Origin of the sequence: Rhizobium sp. 268 (assembly GCF_036571585.1) — a bacterium.
GTDB lineage: Bacteria > Pseudomonadota > Alphaproteobacteria > Rhizobiales > Rhizobiaceae > Rhizobium > Rhizobium redzepovicii.
On record NZ_JAPPSO010000008.1, the window covers coordinates 326,866 to 352,371 of the forward strand.

Here is a 25,506-nt window from a genome sequence, read left to right on the forward strand (position 1 = left end):
GTCAGCTCTTTTTCGATTTCGCGGGCGCTTTCGCCTTCGTTGCCTTTGGCTTGGCCGCCGTCTTGGTGGTCTTGGCTTCGGCCGCCGCCGCCTTCGGCTTGGCTTTCGCCTTGCTCGTCTTGCCCGCAGGCGCCTTGCCGGCCTTTTCCGTGATCAGCGCCAGCGCTTCCTCGACGGTGATGGCCTGCGGATCCTTGCCCTTGGGCAGTGTGGCGTTGACCTTGCCCCAGTTGACGTAAGGACCGTACTTGCCGTCGCGAACAGTAATGGCGCCGCCATCGGGATGATCGCCGAGCGTCTTCAGCGCCGCCGGCGTGCCGCGCGAACCGCGGCCCGGCGCCTGTTTTGCCTTTTCGGCAATGACGGTCACGGCGCGGTTGAGGCCGACCGAGAACACATCCTCGATCGTTTCCAGATTGGCATAGGAACCGTCATGCAGCAGGAACGGCCCATAGCGGCCGATGCCAGACGAGATCATCTTGCCCGATTCCGGATGTTTGCCGATATCGCGCGGCAGCGAAATCAGCGCCATCGCCTTTTCGTAGTCGATGTCCTCAGGCTTCCAGCCCTTCGGCAGCGAAGCGCGTTTGGCCTCCTTGCCGTCGCCGCGCTGGATATAGGGGCCGAAGCGGCCAGAGCGCAGCGTCAGTTCCTCGCCGGTCGTCGGATCGGTGCCGAGGTTCTTCGGTTCGTTGAGGGCGGCACCATCCGCTTCTCCGCCGTTTTCGGAGGAGAGCTGGCGGGTGTAATTGCATTCCGGATAGTTCGAGCAGCCGACGAAGGCGCCGTATTTGCCGAGCTTCAGCGACAGGTTGCCGGTGCCGCAGACCTGGCAGATCCGGGGATCGCTGCCGTCTTCCCGCTTCGGGAAGACCAGCGGCGCCAGCGCCTCGTTCAGCGAATCGAGCACATTGGTGACGCGCAGTTCCTTGGTGTCTTCGATCTGGGCGAAGAAATCTTTCCAGAAATCGCGCAGCACCTGCTTCCAGTTCAGCTCGCCGGCGGAAATCCGGTCGAGCTTTTCCTCGAGATCGGCGGTGAAGTCGTATTCGACATATTTGGTGAAGAAGCTTTCGAGGAAAGCCGTCACCAGCCGGCCCTTGGCCTGCGGGATCAGCTTGCGTTTGTCGATCGTCACATAGTCGCGGTCGCGCAGCGTCGTCAGCGTCGCGGCATAGGTAGAGGGGCGGCCGATGCCGAGCTCTTCCATCTTCTTGATCAGCGAGGCTTCTGAGTAGCGCGGCGGCGGCTCGGTGAAATGCTGGGTCGAATTGATCTTCTGCTTGGCGAGCGTCTCGCGCGCATTGATCTCCGGCAGGCGGCCACCCTCGTCGCCGTCGTCGCTCTGCTCGCCGTCTTCCTTCTGATCGGTATAGGCGGCTATGAAGCCATCGAAGCGGATGACCGAGCCGACGGCGCGCAGCCCGGCCTTCTCGCCCTTGTTGTCGGCGGTGATTTCAGCCGTCGTGCGCTCGATTTCGGCCGAGGCCATCTGGCTGGCGATACCGCGCTTCCAGATCAGGTCGTAGAGCCGAATCTGGTCGGCGTCGAGGAATTGGCGCACGCGGTCGGGCGAGCGGTAGAAATCGGTCGGGCGGATCGCCTCGTGCGCCTCCTGGGCGTTCTTGGCCTTGGTGGAATAGAAGCGCGCCTTTTCAGGCATATAACGCTCACCGAACTGGTCGACGATGGCGCGGCGCGCCGCCTCGATCGCCTCGGGCGCCATCTGCACGCCGTCGGTTCGCATATAGGTGATGAGACCGACGGTCTCGCCGCCGATATCGACGCCTTCATAAAGCTTCTGGGCGATCTGCATGGTGCGCGATGCGGAGAAGCCGAGATTGGAGGAGGCAGCCTGCTGCAAGGTCGAGGTCGTAAATGGCGGTCCGGGATTGCGCTTGACCGGCTTGGCTTCGACCGTGTCGACGACATAGCTCGCGCCGTCCAGCAACGCCTTCAGGCGGCCCGCGTCCTCGCCGTTGCCGATCGCGCGCGGCTGCAGCCGCTTGCCGTTGGCCGAAACCAGCCTTGCCTCGAACTCGTCGCCACGCGGCGTCTTCAGCAGCGCCGAGATGTTCCAGTATTCTTCCGAAATGAACCGCTCGATTTCGGATTCGCGGTCGCAGACCAGGCGAAGCGCCACCGACTGGACGCGGCCGGCGGAGCGTGCGCCGGGCAGCTTGCGCCAGAGGACCGGCGAAAGATTGAAGCCAACGAGGTAGTCGAGCGCGCGGCGCGCGAGATAGGCGTCGACCAGCGGCACGTCGATGTCGCGCGGATCGGCCATCGCGTCGAGCACCGCCTTCTTGGTGATCGCGTTGAAGACGACTCGCTTGACCGGCTTGCCGTTCAGCACCCGCTTCTTGTTGAGCATGTCGAGGACGTGCCAGGAAATCGCTTCGCCTTCGCGATCCGGGTCGGTCGCGAGAAAAAGGCCGTCGGAAGATTTCACCGCGTCGGCGATATCCTTCATCCGTTTGGCCGAGGCCCCGTCGACCTCCCAAAGCATTTCGAAATCCTGATCGGGGAGGACCGAGCCATCCTTGGCAGGCAGATCGCGCACATGGCCGAAGGAGGCGAGCACTTTGTATCCCGAACCCAGATACTTGTTGATCGTCTTGGCCTTGGCAGGCGATTCCACCACTACAACATTCATGATGATTCTCTAAAAAAGGAAACGACGCCAGCGTTGAAACCAGCGCAACACACACCGCAACATGGATGTCGGCCCTCCGACATGGACAGGGAAATCGCTGCGGTCAAGGGGTTAGCTACAATTTTACGTCTTGCGGCTGCTGCAAAGCGGCCGGCCCGTATCGCGCAAAGCTCAATCGGAAAGCGAGATGAGACCGCCCTGATGCCGGTGCAGCCTGCCTGCGATGTCGAGTTCCAGCAGGATCAGATAGACCGCCGATGCCGACAGTCCGGTGTGGCGGATAATATCGTCGATCTCGACCGGCGTCGGCCCGAGCGCATCGATGATGCGATTGCGATCCGTATCGCCGGGCGGCATCGTCATTGCCCCGCCGTCACGCGGCGGCTCCTCCGCCATCGACGACGGGAACAGCTCGAATTGCACAAGCGGCGCCAAGGCCTCGATGACATCGGCGGGTGCGGTGACGATCGAAGCGCCGTCCTTGAGCAGGCCGTTGGTGCCATGGCAGCGCGGATCGAGCGGTGAGCCCGGTACGGCAAATACCAGCCGGCCGAACTCGCCGGCAAGGCGGGCGGTGATCAGCGATCCCGAGCGCGTTGCCGCTTCCACCACGACGAGGCCGAGCGCGATGCCGGCGATCAGCCGGTTCCGCCGCGGGAAATCACGGGCGCGGGGCTCCCAGCCGAAAGGCATTTCGCTGACCGCCAGGCCGTTGCCGCCGGTTATCTCCGCAAGCAGGCCGATATTCTCCGGCGGGTAGGGTTGGTCGAGACCGCCGGCAAGGGCCGCGATCGTGCCCGTCTCCAGGCTTGCCCGATGCGCCGATGTGTCGATGCCGCGCGCCAGGCCCGAGACGACGGTATATCCAGCCCGGCCGCAGTCGCGGGCCACCATCGCCGCGAATTTGGCGCCGGCGATCGAGGCGTTGCGCGAGCCGACGACGCCGACAGCAGGTCGTTTGGCGGCGGCAAGCGTGCCCTTGACGGCCAGCAGCGGCGGCGCGCCGTCGATCTGCTTCAGCGCCTGTGGATAGTCCGGCTCGCCGATGCCGACGAAGCGGGCGCCGAAACGATGCGCCGCCTCCAGCTCCCGATGCGTCTCGGCCTCGCTGGCGATACGGATTGCCCGCGTCGCACCGCCGCGCGCCGAAAGCTCCGGCAACGCCGCAAGCGCCGCCTCGGCCGAACCGAAATGATTGATGAGGTCGCGAAAGGTCGCCGGGCCGATATTGTCGGAACGGATGAGGCGCAGCCAGGCAATTCTCTGCCGTTCGCTCAGCACAGTGCCTTTTGGTCCCGCGCTCAGCGCATCCATTATCCCTTCGCCCCGATCTTGCTTTCCGTGCCGCCCATCAGCCGGGAGATATTCGCCCTGTGCTTCCAGTAGGAGATCAGCGTCATGATCGCCATGACGGCTGCAACCTTTTCATTACCCAATATCCACAGCGCAACCGGGATGACAAGCATGGCGACCAGCGCCGACAGCGAGGAATAGCGGGTGGTGAAGGCGATTGCCAGCCAGACGGCGGCGAAGAGCACTACCATGATCGGTGCGACGCCGAGCAGGGTGCCGATATAGGTGGCGACGCCCTTCCCGCCCTTGAAGCCGATCCAGACCGGGAAGAGGTGGCCGATGAAGGCGAAGAAGCCGGCGATGATCGCAGCCTCCTCACCGAGAAAGTAACCGACGACCCAGGCCGCCGCCGATGCCTTCAGCGCATCGAGCAGCAGCGTCGCCGCCGCGAGCTTGCGATTTCCGGTTCTCAGCACATTGGTCGCGCCGATGTTGCCGGAGCCGATGCTGCGCACGTCGCCGAGCCCGGCGGCGCGCGTCAGGATCAGGCCGAAAGGAATGGAGCCGAAGAGATAGCCGATGACGGCGGCGGCAAGCGCGATCGGCAGCGTGATCTGCCATGACATGAGATTGGATAACATATACCGCCTCAGCCCCTCCGTGGCCTATCCCTAATATCCCGTTTTTTAAGGACACCGTTTCCTAAAGCGCGTGGACAAGCTTTCCCGAGACATATGTCGCGACCGCCCGCCCGCTGAAGCGCGCATCTTCGAACGGCGTGTTCTTCGAGCGCGAGAGAAGCATGTCTTTGGCGACAAGCCAAGGCTCATCGAGATCGATCAGCGCGATATCGGCCGCAGCCCCCGGCTTCAGCGTGCCGGCGGGGAGGCCGAAAATCTCAGCCGGGCGGGTGGACATGGCGTCGATCAGGCGCATCAGGCTCACCTGGCCGCCATGGTGAAGCCTCAGAGCCGCCGCCAGCATGGTTTCGAGGCCGATCGCCCCGTCTTCAGCCTCGCCGAAGGGCAGTCGCTTCGTATCGACATCCTGCGGGTCGTGCGAGGAGACGATGATATCGATCTCGCCGCGTGCCAACGCCTCGACCATGGCGCCCCGGTCGTCTTCCGGGCGCAGCGGCGGGTAGAGCTTGAAGAAGGTGCGATATTCGCCGATGTCGTTTTCGTTGAGCGCCAGATTGTTGATCGAGATGCCTGAGGTCACCTTGGCGCCGCGGCTGCGGGCGCGTTCGATCGCCTCGACCGACTGCGGCACCGAGATCATCGCGGCATGATACCGGCCGCGTGTCAGCTCTGCGATCCTGAGATCGCGTTCGAGCGGGATCAGCTCGGCTTCTCTTGGAATGCCGGAGAGCCCGAGCCAGCTGGCGAAAAGCCCCTCATGCATGACGCCGTTGGCGCCAAGATATTTGTCGCGCGTTTCGCAGCAGATGACGGCGCCGAATTCGCGCGCATAGGTCATGATCCGCCGCAGCACCTGCGTGTCGTGGACGCTGGAATGGGCGTCGGTGAAGGCGACGGCGCCTGCTTGCATCAGCAGGCCGATCTCCGTCATCTCCTCGCCGGCAAGCCCCTTGGTCAGGGCGGCGGCCGGATAAACGTTGACGGCAGCGGTGTCGCGCGCCGTCTTCTTGACGAATTCAACGAGCGCGATGTCGTCGATGACGGGATCGGTGTCCGGCATCATGATGATCGAGGTGACGCCGCCGGCTGCGGCCGCCCGGCTCGCCGAGGCGATCGTTTCGCGGTGCTCGCCGCCGGGTTCGCCGATATGGACGCGCGCATCGACGAGGCCGGGCGTGGCGACAAGGCCGGCGCAGTCGCGGATATCAGCGCCTTCGGGCGCGCCCTGGTTCTGCGCCGCGCTGCCGGCAGCCAGGATCACCCCGTTTGCGGCGATGATCGAACCCACCTCGTCGAGATTGCGCGAGGGATCGACGATGCGGACGTTCTGGAGGACGATCGGGTTGCTCATGCCTTCAATCCATCGGTTCGGGGGCCTTGGTTCTGCGATACGAGCAGCGTCTCCATCACCGCCATTCGCACCGCGACCCCCATTTCCACTTGTTCGGCGATCACGCTCTGCGGACCGTCCGCCACCTCGGAGGCGATCTCAACGCCGCGGTTCATCGGGCCGGGATGCATGACTAGCGCATCCTCTTTCGCCGCCTTCAACGTTTCGGCGTCGAGCCCGTAGAAATGATAGTATTCGCGCACCGAAGGCACGAAGGCGCCGGACATGCGTTCGCGCTGCAGCCGCAGCATCATCACCACATCGGCGTCCTTCAGTCCTTCCTTCATCGAATGGAAGACCTCGACGCCCATATCGGCGATGCCGGCGGGCAGCAGAGTGGCGGGCGCGACGACGCGCACGCGGGCGCCCATCGCATTGAGCAGCAGGATATTGGAGCGCGCCACCCGCGAATGCAGCACGTCGCCACAGATCGCCACGATGATGCGCGGGAGCTTGCCTTTGGCGCGGCGGATCGTTAGCGCATCGAGCAGCGCCTGGGTCGGATGTTCGTGCTGCCCGTCGCCGGCATTGACGACCGAGCAGGAGACCTTCTGGGCGAGAAGGGCGGCCGCCCCCGCGCTCGAATGGCGGATGACCAGCACGTCGGGGCGCATCGCATTCAGCGTCATCGCCGTATCGATCAGCGTCTCGCCCTTCTTCACCGAGGAATTGCCGACCGACATGTTCATGACGTCGGCGCCGAGCCGCTTCCCGGCAAGTTCGAACGAGGCCTGCGTGCGTGTCGATGCCTCGAAGAAGAGGTTGATCTGCGTCAGTCCGCGCAGCGTCGATGTCTTCTTCTCTCGCTGGCGGCTGATCTTGACGGCTTCGTCGGCCTTGTCGAGCAGATAGGTGATATCCTGCTCGGTGAGGCCCTTAATGCCGATGAGGTGGCGGTGGGGGAAAAAGACCATGACCCTGCCTCTTGCTGTCTCTGGCGGGTCTATAAAGAGTGCGGCCCGCCGGGGCAAGCATGCGCTGTGGGCAAAGGCTTATGTCCCCATGCATTTTCGCCAGAATTCCGATAGAGCAGAATGAACCGAATCATAACTTCCGGTTTCCCTTTGCCGGGTTCTTACACTAGAAGCGAATTATGACCTCCGCCAACCGGACTGACGAAAAACTCGCAGAACTCAACCAGCCGAGCCTGTGGTCTGGCATCAACGCCTATCGGTCCGATCCGCTGATCGTCGATCTGACGGCGGCCCTGCCGCGCGGCATTCGCGAAGACCTGGAAAACATGGGCCGCTACGTCACCTCGCCGGAGGCGCAGGAGCTGGCGCGCATGGCAAACCAGGGCGCGCCGCAGCTGCGCACCCACGGTCCGCGCGGCGAGCGCCTCGACGTCGTGGAATTCCACCCGGCCTGGCATGCACTGATGCGCCGCTCCATGTCGGTCGGCCTGCATTCTTCCGTCTGGGATCCGCAGGCCGATGCCGATGCCAAGGATCAGGCCCACAAGGTTCGCGCCGCCCGCTTCTATCTGACCGCGCAGCTGGAATCCGGCCATCTCTGCCCGCTGACGATGACCAGCGCCTCCGTTGCCGCGCTCTCGGCCTCGGCCGCGGTGCAGAAGGACTGGGCGCCCAAAATCCTCTCGCGCAAATATGATTCGTCGAACAAACCCGCCATGCAGAAATCCGCCGTCACCATCGGCATGGGCATGACGGAAAAGCAGGGCGGCACGGATGTGCGCGCCAACCGCAGTGCTGCCGAAAAGGTCAGCGAAGGCATCTACCGGCTGTCCGGCCACAAATGGTTCATGTCCGCTCCGATGAGCGATGCCTTCATCATGCTGGCGCAGACGAAGGAGGGCATGGGCTGCTTCCTCGTGCCGCGGCTGCTGGAGGATGGTTCGGCCAACGGCTTGCAGTTCCAGCGGCTGAAGGACAAGGTCGGCAACCGATCCAACGCCTCTGCCGAGGTCGAGTTCACCGATACCTTCGGCTTCCTGCTCGGCGGCGCGGATGCCGGGATCCGCACCATTCTCGACATGGTGACGCTGACGCGGCTCGACTGCGCGCTGGCCTCGTCAGGCATGATGCGCGCCTCGCTGGCCGAAGCCGTACACCACACCCGCGGCCGCAACGTCTTCGGCAAGATGCTCGTCAACCAGCCGATCATGACGCGCGTGCTGGCCGACATGGCGCTCGATGTCGCCGCCGCCACCGCACTGTCCTTCCGTCTGGCCGACGCCTTCGACAAGGCGCGTGGCAATGCCGAGCAGGCAGCCTATGCCCGCGTCATGACGCCGGTCGCCAAATACTGGTGCTGCAAGATCGCGCCGGCGCTGATCTACGAGGCGATGGAATGCATCGGCGGCAACGGCTATATCGAGGAACGCCCGATCGCCCGCCATTACCGCGAAGCTCCCGTCAACGCCATCTGGGAAGGCTCCGGCAACGTCATGGCGCTCGACGTGCTGCGCGTGCTCAACCGCGGCAAGGACCTATTCGAGACGGTGTTCGCTGGTCTTGCCCGCGATCTCGGTCCGGCCGGCAAGAAGACGATCGACGTGCTGCGCGCTGCAATCGCGCTCTGCGAACAGGACGAGGGGGCCGCGCGCCTGCTCGTCGAGCAGCTGGCGCTTGCCGCCGGTGCCGCCGAACTCTATCGGCTGGGCGCTGGGCGCATTGCCGATGCCTTCATCGAGACGCGCCTTGCCGGCGGCTGGCGCTCCACCTACGGCATGCTCGATTCCCGCTTCGACGCCAGCTACATCGTCGACCTGCTCTATCCGCCGGCGGGCTGACCACAGGCGGCGTATTGTTCACCTCGCCTCGTCGATCCAATCGATAGCGAAGCGCTGCGCCGACGGCTGCCCCTCACCCTAACCCTCTCCCCGTAAACGGGGCGAGGGGACGTGCCCCGCGAGACACTGGCGACGGATGGAGACGTTGCGGCATATCACCTTCTCCCCGCGCGCGGGGAGAAGGTGCCAGCAGGCGGATGAGGGGGGTGTCGACGATCTCCCGGACCTGGCTGGCCACACTTGTCCCGCGCTGATGCACGATCCACCACCGACTGTGGATGACGATCACTGTCCGTCGTCCGGCTGGTCGCAACGTCTCTCTTCCAGGTCGCCCTCCCAGCCTATGCCTGCGAGATCGGCGATCGCATTTTTCCGGCGGTGCTTCTCGATGAGGTTTCGCAAAGCCTGTTCGACGGCGGCATCTTTTGTCGCCAATCCCGTGACGATCATTGCTGCGTCGAGCAAGCCGTCATCGATATCGATCGTCGTCCGCATGACAACCTCGGCTGTACCAATATGATGAAGGTACACGCCCATCCCTTGGGGTTCAACTTCACTGAAGGTACCGTTGCCACAAGCAAAAATCCGACCGCGTCGCCGCGGCCGGATTGATCATTTACGTCCGAAAATCAGCGTTCAGAAGAAGCCACGGCGCTGCCACCAGCCGGCCTTTTTCGGCTTGCCGTCGTCGCTTTCGCCATTTTCGCTGCGGGTGGATTTCACAGTCGGCTCGGAGGAGGTGATGTTGGATTCGCGGTTGGCGCGAACTGGCTTTGCCTCTTCCGGGGCCTCTTCCTGAGCGGGCGTTTCGAGATCGGCGGAGGCCTCGACCAGCTCCGGCTCGGCTTCGGCGACAGGAGCTGCTTCTGCTACTGGCTCCTCCACAGGCGCTGGGGCGGCTTTGCGGCGGCCGCGGCCCCGGGCTGGCTTCACATCCTCGGTGACAACAGCCGCACCCTCGACAGCGGCAGCTGCGGCTTGGCTTTCGCCAGCCTGCTCGGCAACCGCTTCGACTGTTTCGGCTTCTCCAGCAGCGCCGTTGTTCGAAACGTCGTCGCCTTCGCTCTCTTCGCCGCCCCCGTCAGCGCCATTGTCTTCACCGGCTTCGCCGGCCGTCAGTTCGGAACCGTCCTCGGCGCGGTTGCGGCGGCCGCCGCGCTTGCCGCGACGGCGGCGCTTGCGGCGCTGCGATTCTTCGCTCTCAGCCAGCGTCTCGGACGTGGCTTCGGTGGTTTCATCACCTTCGCCGCCCTCGTCGTCGCCGTCTTCATCCTCGTCGCCGGCTTCGCCTGCTGCCGATGCCGGCTGCTCGGCATTGCCGTTGCGGCCGCGCCGGCGCCGGCGGCGCTTGCGCTTGCGGTTGCCGTCACCTTCGCCTTCGGAGCGTGCCGCGACGGGTCGCTCAGTGGCTGCCGGCTTTTCCTCGAGTTCCTCGTCTTCTTCCTCATCCATTTCGATGACGATGTCGTCGTCGTCATCCTCGGGAATGGCTGCGAAATTGAAGAGCGTCTCGATCTTGACCGGGTTCTCCACGGCCTCGCCGCGATCGATGGCGAAATGCTGCGCCCCGACCGAACCGTCCGCATCGATGACGATAGCGACGCCGAAACGGTTTTCGTAATCGATGATTGTCTGGCGCTTGTGGTTGAGCAGGTAGAGCGCAATGTCAGGCGTGGTGCGTACGCTGATATTGTGCGTGGTATTCTTGAGCAGATATTCCTCGATACCGCGCAGGACATGCAGCGCGACGGAGGACTGCGAACGCACATGGCCGCTGCCGCCGCAATGCGAGCAGACCTGCGTCGTCGATTCGAGAACCGAGGCACGGATGCGCTGGCGCGACATTTCCAGCAGGCCGAAATGCGAGATACGGCCGACCTGGATGCGGGCGCGATCGTTCTTCAGGCATTCCTTGAGCTTCTTCTCGACAGCGCGGTTGTTGCGCTTCTCTTCCATGTCGATGAAGTCGATGACGATCAGGCCGGCGAGGTCGCGCAGGCGAAGCTGGCGGGCGATTTCCTCAGCGGCTTCGAGGTTGGTTTGCAGCGCGGTGTCCTCGATCGAGTGTTCGCGCGTCGAGCGGCCGGAGTTGACGTCAATCGAAACCAGCGCTTCCGTCTGGTTCATGATCAGGTAGCCGCCGGAGCGCAGCGTCACCTGCGGCTGCAGCATGCGGTCGAGCTGGGCTTCGATGCCGGAGCGCGAGAAGATCGGGTGAATGTCGCGATAGGGCTGAACCACCTTGGCATGGCTCGGCATCAGCATCTTCATGAAGTCTTTCGCTTCACGATAGCCTTCCTCGCCGGCAACAATGATCTCGCCGATATCCTTGTTGTAGAGGTCACGGATCGAGCGCTTGATCAGCGAGCCTTCCTCATAGACGAGGCAGGGAGCCGTGGACGCCAGCGTCAGCGTGCGCACGTTCTCCCAGAGGCGCATCAGATATTCGAAGTCGCGCTTGACCTCGACCTTGGTGCGGTTGGCGCCGGCCGTGCGCAGGATGACGCCCATGCCCTGCGGCACCTCGAGCATGCGCGCGATTTCCTTCAGGCGCTTGCGGTCGGCCGGGTTGGTGATCTTACGGGAAATGCCGCCGCCGCGCGCCGTGTTCGGCATCAGCACGGAATAGCGGCCGGCAAGCGATAGATAGGTGGTGAGCGCTGCACCCTTGTTGCCGCGCTCTTCCTTGGCGACCTGGACGAGCAGGATCTGGCGGCGCTTGATGACTTCCTGGATGCGGTACTGCTTGCGCGGCTTGCGCTGCACGCGATCCGGCACTTCCTCCATCGCGTCTTCGGCGCCGACGGATTCGATGACTTCCTCTTCGCCGTGATCGTCATCATCGTCGTCATCATCGTGGCGACGCTTGCTGGTGTCGACGTCTTCGGAGATCGAGTCTGTTTCCACCATGGCGGCCATCGCGCCGCCGGTCGAGCCGTCATCCTCGTTGTCGACGCTCGAAGCGCCTTCGGCTTCGACGTCTGTGGGAACGGCGTCCTCGGTCGCGGTCGTCTCGGCAGCCGGCTCGGCTGCCTTCTTGCGGCTGCGGCGCGGTCTGGCCTTCTTGGCCGGCGCTTCCTCAGCGGCCTCGGGCGATGCAGCGGCCTCTACCGCTGCCGCTGCCGGCTCTTCCGTCGCAGCAGCCGTTTCCGGCGCCTCTGCCGGCACGATGCCGACATCCGGCTGATCCTGCTTGGAAAGATCGACCATCGGCGCGGTTTCGACATGCTCGACATCTTCATCGCGGCGATGCTCCTCGGCCTCGGCCCGAAGCAGCGCCTGACGGTCGGCAAGCGGTATCTGATAATAGTCGGGATGGATTTCGGCGAAGGCCAGGAAGCCGTGCCGGTTGCCGCCGTAATCGACGAAAGCGGCTTGCAGCGAGGGCTCGACCCTCGTTACCTTTGCCAGATAGATGTTGCCGCGGATCTGCTTCTTGTGCTGCGACTCGAAGTCAAATTCTTCTATGCGGTTCCCGCGAACGACAACGACGCGCGTCTCTTCCTCGTGAGACGCATCGATAAGCATTTTGTCTGCCATGTAAGCTGTGCTCCTCGGCGTGGCCGCGAGAGCGCATTCCCGACTGCTGTTGAAACAGAAAGAATGCGGTCCACTGTAGCCGCGCCGGATAATGAAAGTCGCGCCTGATGCGAGGGGGAGGGCAGCAGCCAGACCGCAGCCGGAACCATTTCGGTCCGGGGCCTGTACACTTCAGATAAAACCTGCTGCGAAACCATCAACAACCAAGCGTGATCGACAAATACGAAGACCCGTTCGGGTCCGATGAGTTTGCTCCCTGAGAGCGTGGTGGCTGATCCACCAATGAATTCCGACAATAAGCCGGAAAATCAGGATCCAGTTCTAGGGATGAAGCGCATGAGACGGCGGACGATGACCGGTGGTGGCGCCAGGTCCTGATCTGGCTGGCAGCCTTTGCGGCGACTCTATCCCGTCAACACTTTACCCTAAAATTCGTTGTATGTTTTCTGTGTCACAATAGCAAGGGAAAAGCCAAATGTGCCATAATATTGATGGATTTCGTAACGCATAGAAACTGGGGATAGAGTGATTGCGATTCGGCGGGCCGCAAAGGGTGTTTCGTCCAGGCGACGTTCGACGCGGCCGCGTCGGCTCCATCGCAATACAGATAGGGTGTGGCGGGTTATTGTTTAAGAGGGCTCGGATCGCGGCGAAATCCGCAGGGCGGCGGCGATCGACATTCGCAAGGCGGATTCTGGCAGCACTTCTGGCCGTCGGTCTGCTGCCGGCCGTTGCCGGTTCCGCCGAGGCCGGGGATCCGCTGCTTGCTTATGGCGCGCGCATCGTCGGCGACGATGCAAGGACCCGTATTGTCATCGATTTCGATCGCGAACCGCGCTTCTCGGTCCACTATATCGCCAATCCGGAACGCATCGTCATCGACCTGCCGGCGACCGCCTTCGGTTTTCCGGCCGAGGATCTCGCTGCCCGCGGCCTGTTCAAGGATATCCGCTACGGCAAGATGGACGAGGAAAGCGCCCGCATCGTTCTGACGACGGCACGGCCGGTGAAGCTGGCGCTCGCCAAGGTGCAGGCCGACGAGGCCGGCAAGGGTCATCGTCTTGTGCTCGATGCCGAGATGATCGACAAGCAGGCCTTTGCCGAACTGGTGAAGACGCAATCCTGGAATGATCGGACGTCGAGCGATGGGAGCGAGGCGGCCCAGACGACGAGCGCCATTCCGGCGCCTGAGAAACCCGCCCCCGGCGATTTCGTCATCGCCGTCGACGCCGGTCATGGCGGCATCGATACCGGCGCGATCGGGGTCGACACCAAGACCGAGGAAAAGCAGGTGACGCTTGCCTTCGCCAAGGCGCTGACCGAGCGGCTGAACAAGGAGCCCGGCATCAAGGCTTTCCTGACGCGCGAAGATGACGAATTCCTGTCGCTTTCGCAGCGTGTGCTGATCGCCCGCCAGAACCATGCCGGCCTGTTCATTTCGCTGCATGCCGACACGCTGAAGCAGAAGGATATCCGCGGCGCTACCGTCTACACCATCTCCGACAAGGCATCCGACAAGCTCGCCGCCGACCTTGCCGAACGCGAAAACCTCTCCGACCAGATTGCCGGCAAGGAAACGGTCGCCGAGCCGCCCGAGGTCGCCGATATCCTGCTCGATCTGACCCGGCGCGAGACCCAGGCTTTCTCGATCTCGCTCGCCGAAAGCGTGCTGAATTCTTTCAAGGACCAGGTCGGCACCATCAACAACCCGCACCGTCATGCCGGTTTTCGCGTGCTGCAGGCCCCCGACGTGCCGTCGATCCTCCTCGAACTCGGGTTCCTCTCGAATGCCGACGATGAGAAACTGCTGCTCGACGAGACCTGGCGCGGCAAGATCGTCGGTCTTTTGACCGATGCGGTGAAGCGCTACCGCGCTGCCGTCATCGCCAATGGCGGCTGATGCCTGACCGACCCATAAATCCATAGGGGTTGTGGGTCGGCGAAATTAATGAAAACAAAGACTTAATGTAAGTCGCATGACTCAAAGTCTGAGCGGGATGGTTCGGATTGGCGGCGGGGGCGGGCGTTGCTTGGATGTGACAGTTCTAATGAAACGCGGCCGCAGCGGTGAATGCGGCGGGCAGAGCCCTATTTTCCTCACAATCGCGCCGTTACTCCGGCTTATGTTTCGTAAGCCTGTGGCGCGGAATCGGCTTGTGGCGGTAGCGCTCATGGAGTAAGCCGCGCAACGTGCAAATTGCCTTGATCCGTGCAATCGTTGCGTTCTGCGCCGATTGAAGATCGAAGAGACCGGTAGCTGAAAATATGGTTAGACTTTTTGGATATTTCTTCGGAATGGCCTGCGTCCTGTTTCTGGTCGCGGCGGCGGGTGTTGCCATCTATCTCGCCAACGTCGCGAAGGATCTCCCGGATTATGCCGTTCTGAACAGCTATGCGCCGCCGGTGACCACCCGTGTCCACGCCGGCAACGGTGCGCTGATGGCCGAATACGCCAAGGAAAAGCGTCTCTTTCTGCCGATCCAGGCCATCCCCGACCGCGTCAAGGCGGCTTTCCTGTCGGCCGAAGACAAGAATTTCTACAACCATCCGGGCGTTGATCTCACCGGTCTCGGCCGCGCCATCCTCGTCAACCTGCAGAATTTCGGTTCCGGCCGCCGCCCCGTCGGCGCGTCGACGATCACCCAGCAGGTCGCCAAGAATTTCCTTTTGAGCTCTGACCAGACGATCGACCGCAAGATCAAGGAAGCGATCCTGTCCTTCCGTATCGAGCAGGCCTACAGCAAGGACAAAATCCTTGAGCTCTACCTGAACGAGATTTTTTTCGGCCTGAATTCCTATGGCATCGCCGGCGCGGCACTCACCTATTTCAACAAATCCGTTACCGAACTGACGGTTGCCGAAGCCGCCTATCTGGCATCGCTACCGAAAGGTCCGGCCAATTATCATCCTTTCCGCCATCCCGAAGCTGCGCTCGAGCGTCGCAACTGGGTGATCGACCGCATGGTCGAGAATGGCTATGTCAGCCAGAGCGACGGCGAGGAAGCCAAGAAGCAGCCGCTCGGCGTCACCGCCCGCACGACCGGCCCCTCGCTTTTTGCTTCGGACTATTTCGCCGAAGCCGTGCGTCGCCAGTTGATCGACCAATATGGTGAGAAAGTCCTCTATGAAGGCGGCCTTTCGGTGCGCACCTCGCTCGATCCGCAGATGCAACTCGCTGCCCGCAAGGCGCTGCAGGACGGTTTGGTGACCTACGACGAGCGCCGCGGTTTCCACGGGCCCATCAAGCAGATCGATGCAAGCGGTGACTGGGGTAAGGCGCTTGCCGATATTCCTGCGCTCGCCGACGTCCCGGAATGGCGGCTTGCCGTCGTGCTCGCCGTCTCCGACAGCACCGTCGATATCGGCCTGCAGCCACCCAAGGATGGAAGCGGCAAGGTTTCGGCCGACCGTCAACGCGGCACGATCGACGCCAAGAACATGCAGTGGGCCTTCCGTTCGGCCGACAGCGCCCGCAAGAGCACGAAATCGCCGGTCGGCGCCGTCGCCCCCGGTGATGTCGTCTATGTCGCAAAGCTCGGCGACGACGCCTCGACCTCCTATCGCCTGCAGCAGCCGCCGAAGGTGCAGGGCGGCCTGGTCGCCATGGATCCGAAAACCGGCCGCGTGCTCGCCATGGTCGGCGGCTTCTCCTATTCGCAGTCCGAATTCAACCGCGCCACCCAGGCGATGCGCCAGCCGGGCTCCTCGTTCAAGCCCTTCGTCTACGCCGCCGCGATGGACAATGGTTATACGCCGGCCTCCGTCATCATGGACGCGCCGATCGAGATCGTCTCGGGCGGCCAGGTCTGGAGGCCGGAAAACTACGGCGGCGAATCCGGCGGCCCGTCGACGCTGCGTTCGGGCATCGAGCATTCCCGCAATCTGATGACGGTGCGCCTCGCCAACGATCTCGGCATGAACATCGTCGCCGAATATGCCGAGCGCTTCGGCATCTACGATCACATGCTGCCGGTTCTCTCCATGTCGCTCGGCGCTGGCGACACGACGGTGCTGCGCATGGTCTCGGCCTATTCGGTCATCGCCAATGGCGGTAAGCAGATCAAGCCGACATTGATCGACCGCATCCAGGACCGCTACGGCAAGACGATCTTCAAGCATGAGGAGCGTCTGTGCGAGGGCTGCAATGCCGGCGACTGGCAGAACCAGGAAGAGCCGAATGTCGTCGACAACCGCGAGACCGTTCTCGACCCGATGACCGCCTATCAGATCACCTCGATGATGCAGGGCGTCATTCAGCGCGGCACCGCCGCCGGCAAGATCGATCTCGGCGGCCGCGACGTCGCCGGCAAGACCGGCACCACCAACGACGAGAAGGATGCCTGGTTCGTCGGCTTCACACCGGATCTGGTCGCCGGCCTCTATATGGGCTTCGATACGCCTGGCCCGCTCGGCCGCGGCGGCACCGGCGGCGGTCTCTCCGCCCCGATCTTCAACGAATTCATGCAGGCCGCCGTCAAGGACACGCCGGAATCGAAGTTCGTCATCCCGCCGGGCATGAACCTGATTTCGATCGACCGCAAGACCGGCATGGCCGCCGTCGACGGCGATCCGAACACCATCATCGAGGCCTTCAAACCAGGCACCGGCCCGGCCGACAGCTTCAACGTCATCGGCATGGATAGCACCATGGCGCCGGAAGAGATCCTGAAGACCTCGCCGCAGGCAAACCAGGCCGTCCAGACCGGCACGCCCGGCCTGTTCTGACCGTCGCCGAATTTTGAACGCCCGCCGCGGCTCTTTACATCCGCGGCGGGCGTCTCTATTCAGCAGCATTTGAAGAAGACCGTTACAGAAAAGCAGGAAAATGCGAGCCGAAATCGAAAACGTGGTCGATGAAACCAAGCAGGCTATCACCCTGCTGAGGAGGCATCTTTGACTGGGACCAGGCGATAAGACGGCTGGACTGGTTGAACAACAAGGCAGAGGATCCGAACCTCTGGAACGACGCTACCGAAGCGCAGAAGCTGATGCGCGAGCGCCAGCAACTCGATGACGGCATCAGCGGCGTCAAGCAGCTGGAACAACAGCTGAACGACAATATCGAACTGATCGAGCTCGGCGAGGAAGAGGGCGACGAAGGTGTCGTCAAGGAAGCCGAGGATACGTTGAGGGCCCTGAAGGCCGAGGCTGCGCGCCGCCAGGTGGAAGCGATGCTCTCCGGCGAGGCCGACGGCAACGACACCTATCTCGAAGTTCATTCAGGCGCCGGCGGCACCGAAAGCCAGGACTGGGCGAACATGCTGCTGCGCATGTACACCCGCTGGGCCGAACGCCAGCGTTTCAAGGTCGAGCTTCTCGAAGTTCATGACGGCGAAGAGGCGGGCATCAAATCCGCGACCCTGCTCGTCAAGGGACACAATGCCTATGGCTGGCTGAAGACGGAATCGGGCGTGCACCGGCTGGTGCGCATCTCGCCTTACGACAGCAACGCGCGTCGCCACACCTCCTTTTCGTCGATCTGGGTCTATCCCGTGGTCGACGACTCGATCCAGATCGAGATCAACGAAGGCGACTGCCGCATCGACACCTATCGTTCGTCGGGCGCCGGCGGCCAGCACGTCAACACCACCGACTCGGCGGTGCGCATCACGCATATGCCGACCGGCATCGTCGTGCAGTGCCAGCAAGAGCGTTCGCAGCACAAGAACCGCGCCAAGGCCTGGGACATGCTGCGCGCCCGCATGTATGAAGCCGAGCTGAAGAAGCGTGAGGACGCCGCCAACGCCGAAGCCGCCTCCAAGACGGATATCGGCTGGGGCCACCAGATCCGCTCCTACGTGCTGCAGCCCTACCAGCTGGTCAAGGATCTGCGCACTGGCGTCGCCAGCACCGCGCCGGACGACGTGCTCGACGGCGAACTCAACGAGTTCATGGAAGCGGCTCTCGCCCACCGCATCAGCGGCGCCGCCGACGCAGTCGTTGACGACGTGGACTGATAGACAAAAGCAGAATTGAGACGAGAAAGCCCCGGAGACGGGGCTTTTTTGATGCTCAGGCGAGCCCTTTGACGGCGCTGTGCTGGAAAAGCGCTGCCGACAGATCGGCAGTCTCATCATGGATGGCTGCGCGCTCGATATCAGGGGGATCGGTAAAGAGCTCTGCCGCAAAGGCCAGGCCGAGTGCGGTGCCCTCAGGCACGAAGACGTAATGCCCAAGGCCGCCGCCGAAGATTTTAAGAGTGCTGTGTCTCAGCCGCGCATGCAGCCATGCCGAACATTCCGCGGCCGGTGCCGCCCTGTCTGCGTCGCCGACCAGAATGAGGGCGGGCGCGTCGACAGCTTTCAGGCTTTCCTCGCTGAAACCGAGAACGGACCGGCCCGGCGCGCACAGGAGCGCGGCCTTGATTCTGTCGTCCCGGTAGGACTTCGACATGCGCGACCATGAATCGCGAAACACATCGCTGCTGCGAAGCAAGGTCGGGATATGATCGGCAAGATCGGGAAATTCCCTTGGTCCGCGCGTGCCACCCGGCTTCATTCTGGATGGTTCGAATTGCGAAAACTGGGCGACCGCGCCAAGAAGCAGCGCGACGCTATAGGCCCCGGCCGAAAATCCGGCGGCGAACGCGCGGGTTGTATCGATATGACAGGAGAGATTGCCGAGCCATTCATCGCTGTGGTCAAGCATGAAGCTCAGATCCGGCGCCCGCTCCCAGAGGCAGGCGAAGCCTTCGGCGCGATAGGGCTCGTTACCGGTATTGCCGTGATGGTTGACGCCGAGTGCTGCAAATCCGCGATCGGCCAGCCGTCGCGCTAGCCATTCCAGTCCGGCCGCGGATCCGCCGGTCCCATGCGACAACAGGACGAGGGGATAGGACCGGACATCCGGCCGGACGGGTGCGTCGCGGGCGACGACCGCCTTCTTGAACCAGCTTCTTTCCGTTGTATCGCTTTCCCGCGCCTCATCGGCAGCGCGGTACCACAGCGACCAGCTGATCGGTCTGGGGCCGTTTGCGTCCCAATTCGACCTGTTCTTGTCGTAAAGGACGCCGTCGCGGTAGCCGAGTTTCATCTCTTCTACTCCTTCCCGAACGATTCCCAGTGGTTCAATTCGTCGCTTTTTCGACGGTAATGTCGCCGAATTCGTCGATCAGCACGGTCCAACCATCCGGCTCGGCATTGGGCTCGGTTTTCAGATAGATCGTCGCGAACAGCCCCGGTTCCTTGATGATGCCGTTCGAATTTTCGGGGCGTATATCGGTAACATAAGGCTTCAGGTCGCTGATCTCCTGCAACTCGACGGTAGAAGCGATCGTCGGGCCGGTCTCGGTCTGGGCAATCTGCTGGAGATAGACCTTGGAGGTCCTGTCTGCCTGGCGCACGGCAAAGAGCTTGTAGTAGCCGTGGCGCTGCGTGGCCTTTGCCTGCGGGCTGGCAACACTTTCGGCGCCTGTCGGCGCCCGCTCGACATCAGGTGCGTTGCCGTCATCCTCCCAGTAGCCGGTGCTGGTCGCGAAAATCACCGATGCCGGCAGGATGGCATCCTGCGCCGGCAAGGCTGCGGCCGACCATCCGATGAGGAAAACCGTGGTCATCAATATCCGTCGCACAGCCATCGTCTCAATCCTTGAACTGCTCGGCGAGAATACGGTCGGACCAGGAGCGGTCGGGATCGGAAAGGATGCGTGCGGTCATATGCTCCGACTGGGCAATGCGGACATGCAGCACCGATTTGACCTCGGTATTGTCGGCCACCGCATTCACCGGCCGCTTCACCGGCTCGAGCACATCGATATCGACGGTCACCTTGTTCGGCAGCAGTGCGCCCCGCCAGCGCCGCGGCCGGAAAGCGCTGACCGGCGTCATGGCGAGCAGCGGCGCCTCCAGCGGCAGGATCGGACCATGGGCGGAAAGATTATAAGCCGTCGATCCGGCAGGGGTCGCGACCATCAGCCCGTCGCAGATCAGCTCCTCCAGGCGGACGCGCCCGTCCACCGTCACCCTCAGATTCGCCGCCTGATAGGATTGACGGAAAAGATAGACCTCATTGATGGCGAGCGCCGTCGAGTTGGTGCCATCGGCGTTGGCCGTCGTCATCTGCAACGGCCGGAAGACGTTTTCGACAGCGACGCAGATACGCTCCTGAAGCTGTTCGCTGCGATAGTCGTTCATCAGAAAGCCGACCGAGCCGCGGTTCATGCCGTAGACCAGCTTGCCGGAATTCATGGTGTTGTGCAGCGTCTGCAGCATGAAACCATCGCCGCCAAGCGCGACGATGACATCGGCATCGTCGGCCGGCACGTCGCCATAGATGCGAATCAACTCCTCGCGCGCGGCGAGCGCCTCCGTCGTCGGCGAGGCGATAAAGGAAAGAGTCTGAAATGAACGGCCCATGCAATGCCCTTTGTGAAGCTGCTCTAGCTAACGGATAAAGGGCTGGTGCGACAAGGACGTTTTCTATCGCCAAGCGTTTGAGGGCGGCCGACTTCTCCGCATAGACACGAATTTTTCTTTACAGAATCATAGAATCTGCTAGTTGGGCACCTATTGCCCTTGTAGCTCAGTTGGTAGAGCACCTGATTTGTAATCAGGGGGTCCCGGGTTCGAACCCTGGCGGGGGCACCATTCTTATTCTCCGATACGCTGTCCCTGGATGAACCCTGGCTGAAGGGTTGCTTCAGCGGCAGTTCAGCCGCTCCGGCGCATTGTCTCCTCATCATCAATGAGGAAGCAGCCATGAAGCTCGCACACATTATTCTCACCGCAACCATTGCCGCCGGTGCGGCTTTCGCATCGCTTGCACCTGCTTCCGCCATGCCGGCCGAACGGCCGGGTGTGACGGCCGCCCAAGGCGATATCGTCCAAATTCATGATAGCTGGCGGGGCGACCGTTGGCGTGATGACGGTGACTGGCGCGGCGACCGTGGCTGGCGCGACGACCGCAATTGGCGCCGGTCCGACTGGCGCGACGATGACCGCCGCTGGCGGCGGTGGCGTGCCGAGCGTTGGCAGGAACGCCGCGAGTGGCGCCATCGCGATCGCGCTATCCCTTTCTGGCTCTATCGCAGCTGAGGGTGATCGGCCCGGAAATCATCCGGGCCGTTTTTAATGTGTAAGGGGCTCGTTGACGCTCGCCTCGATCCTGCCGCCATTGCCGGTCTGGCCGGCGCCGGACGGCGACAGTATCGCGATGCTGAGCACGGAGACGACCATGAAGGCGACGACGGCGATCATTATGCGCATAAGCGTTCAATCCTCGTTCGATTCCGGGATTAACGCTTGATCGCCATCCGCGTTCCTGCCGGATCTATTGCACCGTTCCCGGCGTCGCAGGGCCCGGCGCCGTCGGCGACAGGGGATCGGGCTGGTGGATCGGATGCGAGGTGTCCACCCATATAATGCTGAGAATGATCCCGACGAAGACCGCGATGAAGAGGATACCGAAAATCAGCGGTCGAATAGCCATGACGGGATCGTTCCTTCTTGCTTCCGACCGGTCGTTGCGATCGGTCATCGCCCGATCATAGTGGTCCAGGAGGTCTTTCCAAGGCAAAATCGAACTTCTCCGGCATCGGTCGAGCCTTGCCCGGCTATCTCAGGCTTGCGTTTTCCCTCTGTCGCACCGGGTTGAACTGTGTCAGGGATGCCTGAAACAGTTGGGGACGGTCATGAAACGGACGGTTAGAGCATCGGTCGTTGTCGCGGCATTCATCTCGTTCGCCGGAGCCTCTGATAATGCGCGAGCTTTCGACAAGCCGATAAAAGTGGATGTCGTCGCGTTGCCGAAGGATGAGCTCAATCCCGATGCAAAGCCGAAGATCACCTGCAGCCACTATCCGGCCTTCGTGGTCAAGGAGGTCGATCTCGGCGAGGTCGGCGCCGAAAAGCTGGCGCTGCTTGCCGCCGATGCGCCTTGTGAGCGCACAAGCGAGCGCGAGCGGGTGATCGCGGACGATACCGCCGGATATCTCATGGGTGTCAGCGCCGGTTTCGTCTTCTTCCGGGCGGCGGACGGGTGGAACGGCGGGCTGCCCTTCGTCGTCTACGATGCGGCGACGGGCGAGCGACTGCTCGACGATTCCCTCGATGGCGACGATTTTGCCGCGATCAGGAGCGGGAAGGGGGAGCTGACACTCGATTTTGGCCGCGTCTACACCGCTTCCTGCTCGCTCTACCACGAAGGTGCCGACTGCGCGAAAGCGATTGCCGCCGAGACCGGCCTGGCGCCGAAGCAACTGCCGGATTGCGCCGCGGCCTACAAGGCGGAAATCAAACGCAGCCCCGACCACGCCAGCGAAATCGAGAAACTGCCGAGCGTGGTCGTCTATCCCGTCGAGCTTGCCTATGCGGCCGGCGATACGACGCGACAGCCGATGGACGGCCCGACCACTTGCAGGACGCCTGACTGAGTGGGGATCAGCGACGTACAAGCGAAAGCGGCTTGCCGCCTTCCTGCTTCGATTTGTCGAAATTGCCGTCGCTGCGCATGTCGAATCCGAGCGACGAGCCGTCACCGCCCATCAGCGTGAGGGCGAAACCCTCGATATGCCAGACCGCAAGCTTGAGCTTGGCGACATTGGCAGCGCAGTCACCGGAAAGTGACAATGGCGCGTTGCCGTCCGTCCCGACATTGCTGTCGAGCGTTACGCCGCAAAGCCTTGCTCCGTCCGGCCGCTGCATTGTCCACGTCCCGGCAAGGCTGTCGAAGGTCGGCAGGTGATCGACGCCGTCGGGGGCGGCGGTCAGCAGGTAAAGCTTGCCGTCTTCCGTCTTCAAGGGAGAGCCCTCCTTTTCGAGGAAACGGGCGAGCACCTTGCGCGTCGGATCGATCAGGATGATGCCGCCATTGCCGTCGAAATTCCACGCAGAGGCATCCGCGAGTGATGGTAACGGCTTGGTGCAGGCCTCCTGCCCGGAAATCGAATAGCCGCCGATCGCCATGTCGGTTTCGAGCGTCATCCTGCATCCCGCGCGCCCGTCTTCCGGCGCGACGAGGTAGGTCCCTGCCTGTGCTCTGAGGATATCGGGATCGATATCCTGCCCATACGCCACGCCGCAGAGGAGGAGGGCGGCTGCGCAAGCCGCGAGCGGAAAGACCAAACGGATCATGACAGTCCCCCTTGTCGCCGCTCGTATGCGGATCAGCCTATGCCTTCAGGTAAAGCCGCGCCGCATAAAGCGCGATCGCCGCCGCATTCGAGACGTTCAGCGATTTGATCGCGCCGGGCATGTCGAGACGGGCAAGTGCGTTGACGGTTTCCCGCGTCTTCTGGCGAAGCCCCTTGCCCTCGGAGCCGAGCACCAGCGCCACTTTCTCACCCGAAAACGTGCCCTCGAGCGCCGCAGGTCCTTCCGAATCGAGGCCGATGGTGGAGAAGCCGAGCTTGTGCAGTTCACCGAGCGCATCGGCGAGATTGGTCACCTGTATATAAGGTATCAGTTCCAGCGCGCCGGAGGCTGATTTGGCGAGCACGCCTGACTCGGTCGGGCTGTGTCTCTGGGTGGTGATGACGGCGCCGGCATTGAACGCGACGGCCGAGCGCATGATCGCGCCAACATTATGCGGATCGGTGACCTGGTCAAGGACGAGCAGGAGAGGGCTGTCCTTCAGCGCTTCGAGCCGGCGGACCGGCAGCGGCCGTGTTTCCAGCATGACGCCCTGATGGATCGCCTCGGGGCCGAGCACCTTGTCGATCTCCTGCGGCGAGACGATCTCGAAGGGAATGCCGAGCGTTTCGACGTCGACTTCGAGCCGCGCCAGCGCGTTCTGCGTCACGAAGAGTTTGATCTTCTTGCGCTCGGGATTGTCGAGGGCGGCGCGCACCGTATGCAGGCCATAGAGATGCACCTGGTCGGGCGCCAGCGCCGGCGGCTTCCAGTCCTCAGCCCCGCGCCTGCGTTTCTGCGGCTGAGGGGTCGGAATCTCGCCGCGTTCGCGCTTTGCGTCACGGTGGGCGCGCCGCAGCGTGGCGTAGTGCGTATCCTTGGCCGATGCGTCTGTCGCGGCCTTGCCGCCAGGTTTTTTGTCTTTGCTCATGCGGCTTTATAGCCATGGCGCTCGCCGCCGCATAGGCTTTCTTTCATATGCCGGCTTTCGGTGGCGAATGAAATTTTTCGTGTTTTTTCCGTTGTCATCGTGTTGACAGACTGAAATGCTCCGGTCATATACGCGGCGCAGACGACGGGCGGCATCGCTTCGAAGTCTGACAAACTTGGTCTTCTAGATCCGGACGAAAAACTGGAGAGATGCCCGAGTGGTTAAAGGGGACGGACTGTAAATCCGTTGGCTCAGCCTACGTTGGTTCAAATCCAACTCTCTCCACCATTCGTCATCGGATCGGACCACCCCGCGGGTATAGCTCAATGGTAGAGCAGCAGCCTTCCAAGCTGAATACGCGGGTTCGATTCCCGCTACCCGCTCCAGTTCTCCAAAGCTCGTTCATGGGCCCGATGCTGCCGCGATAATTCCGCGCGTAGATCTTTCGGAACAGGCTGGCGACAGCGGCTCTCGACTGACAGGCGAGGGCGCTCGGCCCCGGGCGCCCGTGCTTCATCTCCCGCCGTCCACGCGATTTTCTGCAAGGATTTCAGTGATTTTCCCCTGCATTCCGGCGAATCGCCTTGCAGCCGGCGAATTGTCCCCCATATGCGCTGTCACACCAAGAATGGCGTCTGCAATTAAGTCTTGCGCAATGTCGCCGAAAGCCTTAAACGGCGGCACTAAACCGGTTCGCCGGGGCCCACCATTTCGTTCACAGGAAGCATTCAAATGGCAAAGAGTAAGTTTGAGCGCAACAAGCCGCACGTCAACATTGGCACGATCGGCCACGTTGACCACGGCAAGACGTCTCTGACGGCAGCGATCACGAAGTACTTCGGTGAGTTCAAGGCGTACGACCAGATCGACGCTGCTCCGGAAGAAAAGGCCCGCGGCATCACCATTTCGACGGCGCACGTCGAGTATGAGACGCCGGCCCGCCACTATGCGCACGTCGACTGCCCCGGCCACGCCGACTACGTCAAGAACATGATCACCGGTGCTGCCCAGATGGACGGCGCGATCCTGGTGTGCTCGGCCGCTGACGGCCCGATGCCGCAGACGCGCGAACACATCCTGCTGGCCCGCCAGGTCGGCGTTCCGGCGATCGTTGTGTTCCTGAACAAGGTCGACCAGGTTGACGACGCCGAGCTTCTCGAACTGGTCGAACTCGAAGTTCGCGAACTTCTGTCGTCCTACGACTTCCCGGGCGACGATATCCCGGTCGTCAAGGGTT

Annotated in this window: 22 protein-coding genes and 3 tRNA genes; 10 read left to right on the top strand and 15 right to left on the bottom strand. The window is 62.6% G+C overall.

Annotated features, from left to right (window positions below; translation table 11 throughout):
- Position 1: 1 nt before the first annotated feature.
- From topA to OS035_RS18120, 5 genes are all read right to left on the bottom strand, one after another.
- A complete protein-coding gene (gene topA, locus OS035_RS18100) occupies positions 2-2,656 on the bottom strand; it encodes a type I DNA topoisomerase (RefSeq protein ID WP_097627242.1) in 2,655 nt (884 codons plus the stop codon).
- 171 nt (positions 2,657-2,827) lie between these two features.
- A complete protein-coding gene (gene dprA, locus OS035_RS18105; protein ID WP_097627244.1) occupies positions 2,828-3,970 on the bottom strand; it encodes a DNA-processing protein DprA in 1,143 nt (380 codons plus the stop codon).
- Entirely contained in the window at positions 3,970-4,590 is a 621-nt protein-coding gene (plsY, locus tag OS035_RS18110) for a glycerol-3-phosphate 1-O-acyltransferase PlsY (protein ID WP_097627247.1), read from the bottom strand. The genes dprA and plsY overlap by 1 nt, the downstream gene beginning before the upstream one ends.
- 61 nt (positions 4,591-4,651) lie before the next feature.
- A complete protein-coding gene (locus OS035_RS18115) occupies positions 4,652-5,941 on the bottom strand; it encodes a dihydroorotase (protein ID WP_097627249.1) in 1,290 nt (429 codons plus the stop codon).
- The gene (locus tag OS035_RS18120; RefSeq protein ID WP_097627251.1) at positions 5,938-6,894 is read right to left on the bottom strand and encodes an aspartate carbamoyltransferase catalytic subunit; all 957 of its coding nucleotides are present in this window, start codon (positions 6,892-6,894) and stop codon (positions 5,938-5,940) included. The genes OS035_RS18115 and OS035_RS18120 overlap by 4 nt, the downstream gene beginning before the upstream one ends.
- 179 nt (positions 6,895-7,073) lie before the next feature.
- Here OS035_RS18120 and OS035_RS18125 point away from each other — a divergent pair, with 179 nt between their 5' ends.
- On the top strand, positions 7,074-8,732 hold the full coding sequence (locus OS035_RS18125) for an acyl-CoA dehydrogenase family protein (protein ID WP_097627253.1): 1,659 nt from the start codon (positions 7,074-7,076) through the stop codon (positions 8,730-8,732).
- A 285-nt stretch (positions 8,733-9,017) separates the two neighbouring features.
- On the opposite strand, the gene OS035_RS18130 is transcribed toward OS035_RS18125, so the two are convergent.
- Positions 9,018-9,227, bottom strand: a complete 210-nt coding sequence (locus OS035_RS18130; RefSeq protein ID WP_097627292.1) for a type II toxin-antitoxin system VapB family antitoxin — start codon at positions 9,225-9,227, stop codon at positions 9,018-9,020.
- Between the two features lie 141 nt (positions 9,228-9,368).
- Positions 9,369-12,272 carry an Rne/Rng family ribonuclease gene (locus OS035_RS18135; protein ID WP_097627255.1) on the bottom strand — a complete coding sequence of 968 codons (2,904 nt, stop codon included), beginning with the start codon at positions 12,270-12,272 and terminating at the stop codon, positions 9,369-9,371.
- A gap of 625 nt (positions 12,273-12,897) precedes the next feature.
- Here OS035_RS18135 and OS035_RS18140 point away from each other — a divergent pair.
- From OS035_RS18140 to prfB, 3 genes are all read left to right on the top strand, one after another.
- On the top strand, positions 12,898-14,172 hold the full coding sequence (locus OS035_RS18140; RefSeq protein WP_097627257.1) for an N-acetylmuramoyl-L-alanine amidase: 1,275 nt from the start codon (positions 12,898-12,900) through the stop codon (positions 14,170-14,172).
- A gap of 365 nt (positions 14,173-14,537) precedes the next feature.
- A complete protein-coding gene (locus OS035_RS18145) occupies positions 14,538-16,997 on the top strand; it encodes a penicillin-binding protein 1A (RefSeq protein ID WP_097627261.1) in 2,460 nt (819 codons plus the stop codon).
- A 100-nt stretch (positions 16,998-17,097) separates the two neighbouring features.
- A protein-coding gene (gene prfB / locus OS035_RS18150; protein WP_165503911.1) for a peptide chain release factor 2 occupies positions 17,098-18,229 on the top strand; the annotation gives its coding sequence in 2 pieces (ribosomal slippage) (positions 17,098-17,166 and positions 17,168-18,229; 1,131 coding nt in all).
- A 55-nt stretch (positions 18,230-18,284) separates the two neighbouring features.
- On the opposite strand, the gene OS035_RS18155 is transcribed toward prfB, so the two are convergent.
- From OS035_RS18155 to OS035_RS18165, 3 genes are read right to left on the bottom strand one after another with little or no spacing between them, the layout of a single operon-like run.
- Positions 18,285-19,304 (bottom strand): alpha/beta hydrolase family protein, encoded by a 1,020-nt coding sequence (locus tag OS035_RS18155; protein WP_097627265.1) that lies wholly within the window; start codon positions 19,302-19,304, stop codon positions 18,285-18,287.
- Positions 19,305-19,338: 34 nt separating this feature from the next.
- A complete protein-coding gene (locus OS035_RS18160; protein ID WP_097627267.1) occupies positions 19,339-19,848 on the bottom strand; it encodes a hypothetical protein in 510 nt (169 codons plus the stop codon).
- Between the two features lie 4 nt (positions 19,849-19,852).
- A complete protein-coding gene (locus tag OS035_RS18165; RefSeq protein ID WP_049734088.1) occupies positions 19,853-20,626 on the bottom strand; it encodes an NAD kinase in 774 nt (257 codons plus the stop codon).
- 155 nt (positions 20,627-20,781) lie between these two features.
- Between OS035_RS18165 and OS035_RS18170 the strand changes: the two genes are divergently transcribed.
- Positions 20,782-20,857: transfer RNA gene (locus OS035_RS18170), tRNA-Thr, on the top strand.
- Between the two features lie 111 nt (positions 20,858-20,968).
- Positions 20,969-21,304, top strand: a complete 336-nt coding sequence (locus tag OS035_RS18175; RefSeq protein ID WP_097627268.1) for a hypothetical protein — start codon at positions 20,969-20,971, stop codon at positions 21,302-21,304.
- A 33-nt stretch (positions 21,305-21,337) separates the two neighbouring features.
- Here OS035_RS18175 and OS035_RS18180 read toward each other — a convergent pair whose 3' ends face one another.
- Both OS035_RS18180 and OS035_RS18185 read right to left on the bottom strand, forming a co-directional pair.
- Positions 21,338-21,475, bottom strand: coding sequence for a hypothetical protein (locus OS035_RS18180; protein WP_165503910.1), 138 nt, complete (start codon positions 21,473-21,475; stop codon positions 21,338-21,340).
- A 64-nt stretch (positions 21,476-21,539) separates the two neighbouring features.
- Positions 21,540-21,746, bottom strand: a complete 207-nt coding sequence (locus OS035_RS18185) for a hypothetical protein (RefSeq protein ID WP_097627269.1) — start codon at positions 21,744-21,746, stop codon at positions 21,540-21,542.
- A gap of 154 nt (positions 21,747-21,900) precedes the next feature.
- Here OS035_RS18185 and OS035_RS18190 point away from each other — a divergent pair, with 154 nt between their 5' ends.
- Entirely contained in the window at positions 21,901-22,641 is a 741-nt protein-coding gene (locus OS035_RS18190; protein WP_097627270.1) for a hypothetical protein, read from the top strand.
- Positions 22,642-22,648: 7 nt separating this feature from the next.
- On the opposite strand, the gene OS035_RS18195 is transcribed toward OS035_RS18190, so the two are convergent.
- Genes OS035_RS18195 through OS035_RS18205 form a run of 3 tightly spaced genes read right to left on the bottom strand, consistent with a single transcriptional unit; the run spans position 22,649 to position 24,442 of the window.
- A complete protein-coding gene (locus OS035_RS18195; RefSeq protein ID WP_097627271.1) occupies positions 22,649-23,341 on the bottom strand; it encodes an AprI/Inh family metalloprotease inhibitor in 693 nt (230 codons plus the stop codon).
- 37 nt (positions 23,342-23,378) lie between these two features.
- A complete protein-coding gene (gene rlmB, locus OS035_RS18200) occupies positions 23,379-24,269 on the bottom strand; it encodes a 23S rRNA (guanosine(2251)-2'-O)-methyltransferase RlmB (protein WP_183856379.1) in 891 nt (296 codons plus the stop codon).
- Positions 24,266-24,442 carry a hypothetical protein gene (locus OS035_RS18205; RefSeq protein WP_165503909.1) on the bottom strand — a complete coding sequence of 59 codons (177 nt, stop codon included), beginning with the start codon at positions 24,440-24,442 and terminating at the stop codon, positions 24,266-24,268. The genes rlmB and OS035_RS18205 overlap by 4 nt, the downstream gene beginning before the upstream one ends.
- Positions 24,443-24,472: 30 nt before the next feature.
- Here OS035_RS18205 and OS035_RS18210 point away from each other — a divergent pair.
- From OS035_RS18210 to OS035_RS18220, 3 genes are all read left to right on the top strand, one after another.
- Positions 24,473-24,557: transfer RNA gene (locus OS035_RS18210), tRNA-Tyr, on the top strand.
- 24 nt (positions 24,558-24,581) lie between these two features.
- Positions 24,582-24,655, top strand: a tRNA-Gly gene (locus tag OS035_RS18215).
- Positions 24,656-25,001: 346 nt separating this feature from the next.
- Positions 25,002-25,506: GTP-binding protein (locus OS035_RS18220; protein ID WP_331813949.1), on the top strand; the 505-nt coding region annotated here is incomplete at its 3' end.

Bases quoted from the DNA above. Each gene is read 5' to 3' on its own strand.
- topA (WP_097627242.1), bottom strand. From the start codon at position 2,656: ATGAATGTTGTAGTGGTGGAATCGCCTGCCAAGGCCAAGACGATCAAC.
- dprA (WP_097627244.1), bottom strand. From the start codon at position 3,970: ATGGATGCGCTGAGCGCGGGACCAAAAGGCACTGTGCTGAGCGAACGG.
- plsY (WP_097627247.1), bottom strand. From the start codon at position 4,590: ATGTTATCCAATCTCATGTCATGGCAGATCACGCTGCCGATCGCGCTT.
- OS035_RS18115 (WP_097627249.1), bottom strand. From the start codon at position 5,941: ATGAGCAACCCGATCGTCCTCCAGAACGTCCGCATCGTCGATCCCTCG.
- OS035_RS18120 (WP_097627251.1), bottom strand. From the start codon at position 6,894: ATGGTCTTTTTCCCCCACCGCCACCTCATCGGCATTAAGGGCCTCACC.
- OS035_RS18125 (WP_097627253.1), top strand. From the start codon at position 7,074: ATGACCTCCGCCAACCGGACTGACGAAAAACTCGCAGAACTCAACCAG.
- OS035_RS18130 (WP_097627292.1), bottom strand. From the start codon at position 9,227: ATGCGGACGACGATCGATATCGATGACGGCTTGCTCGACGCAGCAATG.
- OS035_RS18135 (WP_097627255.1), bottom strand. From the start codon at position 12,272: ATGGCAGACAAAATGCTTATCGATGCGTCTCACGAGGAAGAGACGCGC.
- OS035_RS18145 (WP_097627261.1), top strand. From the start codon at position 14,538: ATGGTTAGACTTTTTGGATATTTCTTCGGAATGGCCTGCGTCCTGTTT.
- OS035_RS18155 (WP_097627265.1), bottom strand. From the start codon at position 19,304: ATGAAACTCGGCTACCGCGACGGCGTCCTTTACGACAAGAACAGGTCG.
- OS035_RS18160 (WP_097627267.1), bottom strand. From the start codon at position 19,848: ATGGCTGTGCGACGGATATTGATGACCACGGTTTTCCTCATCGGATGG.
- OS035_RS18165 (WP_049734088.1), bottom strand. From the start codon at position 20,626: ATGGGCCGTTCATTTCAGACTCTTTCCTTTATCGCCTCGCCGACGACG.
- OS035_RS18175 (WP_097627268.1), top strand. From the start codon at position 20,969: ATGAAGCTCGCACACATTATTCTCACCGCAACCATTGCCGCCGGTGCG.
- OS035_RS18180 (WP_165503910.1), bottom strand. From the start codon at position 21,475: ATGCGCATAATGATCGCCGTCGTCGCCTTCATGGTCGTCTCCGTGCTC.
- OS035_RS18185 (WP_097627269.1), bottom strand. From the start codon at position 21,746: ATGACCGATCGCAACGACCGGTCGGAAGCAAGAAGGAACGATCCCGTC.
- OS035_RS18190 (WP_097627270.1), top strand. From the start codon at position 21,901: ATGAAACGGACGGTTAGAGCATCGGTCGTTGTCGCGGCATTCATCTCG.
- OS035_RS18195 (WP_097627271.1), bottom strand. From the start codon at position 23,341: ATGATCCGTTTGGTCTTTCCGCTCGCGGCTTGCGCAGCCGCCCTCCTC.
- rlmB (WP_183856379.1), bottom strand. From the start codon at position 24,269: ATGAGCAAAGACAAAAAACCTGGCGGCAAGGCCGCGACAGACGCATCG.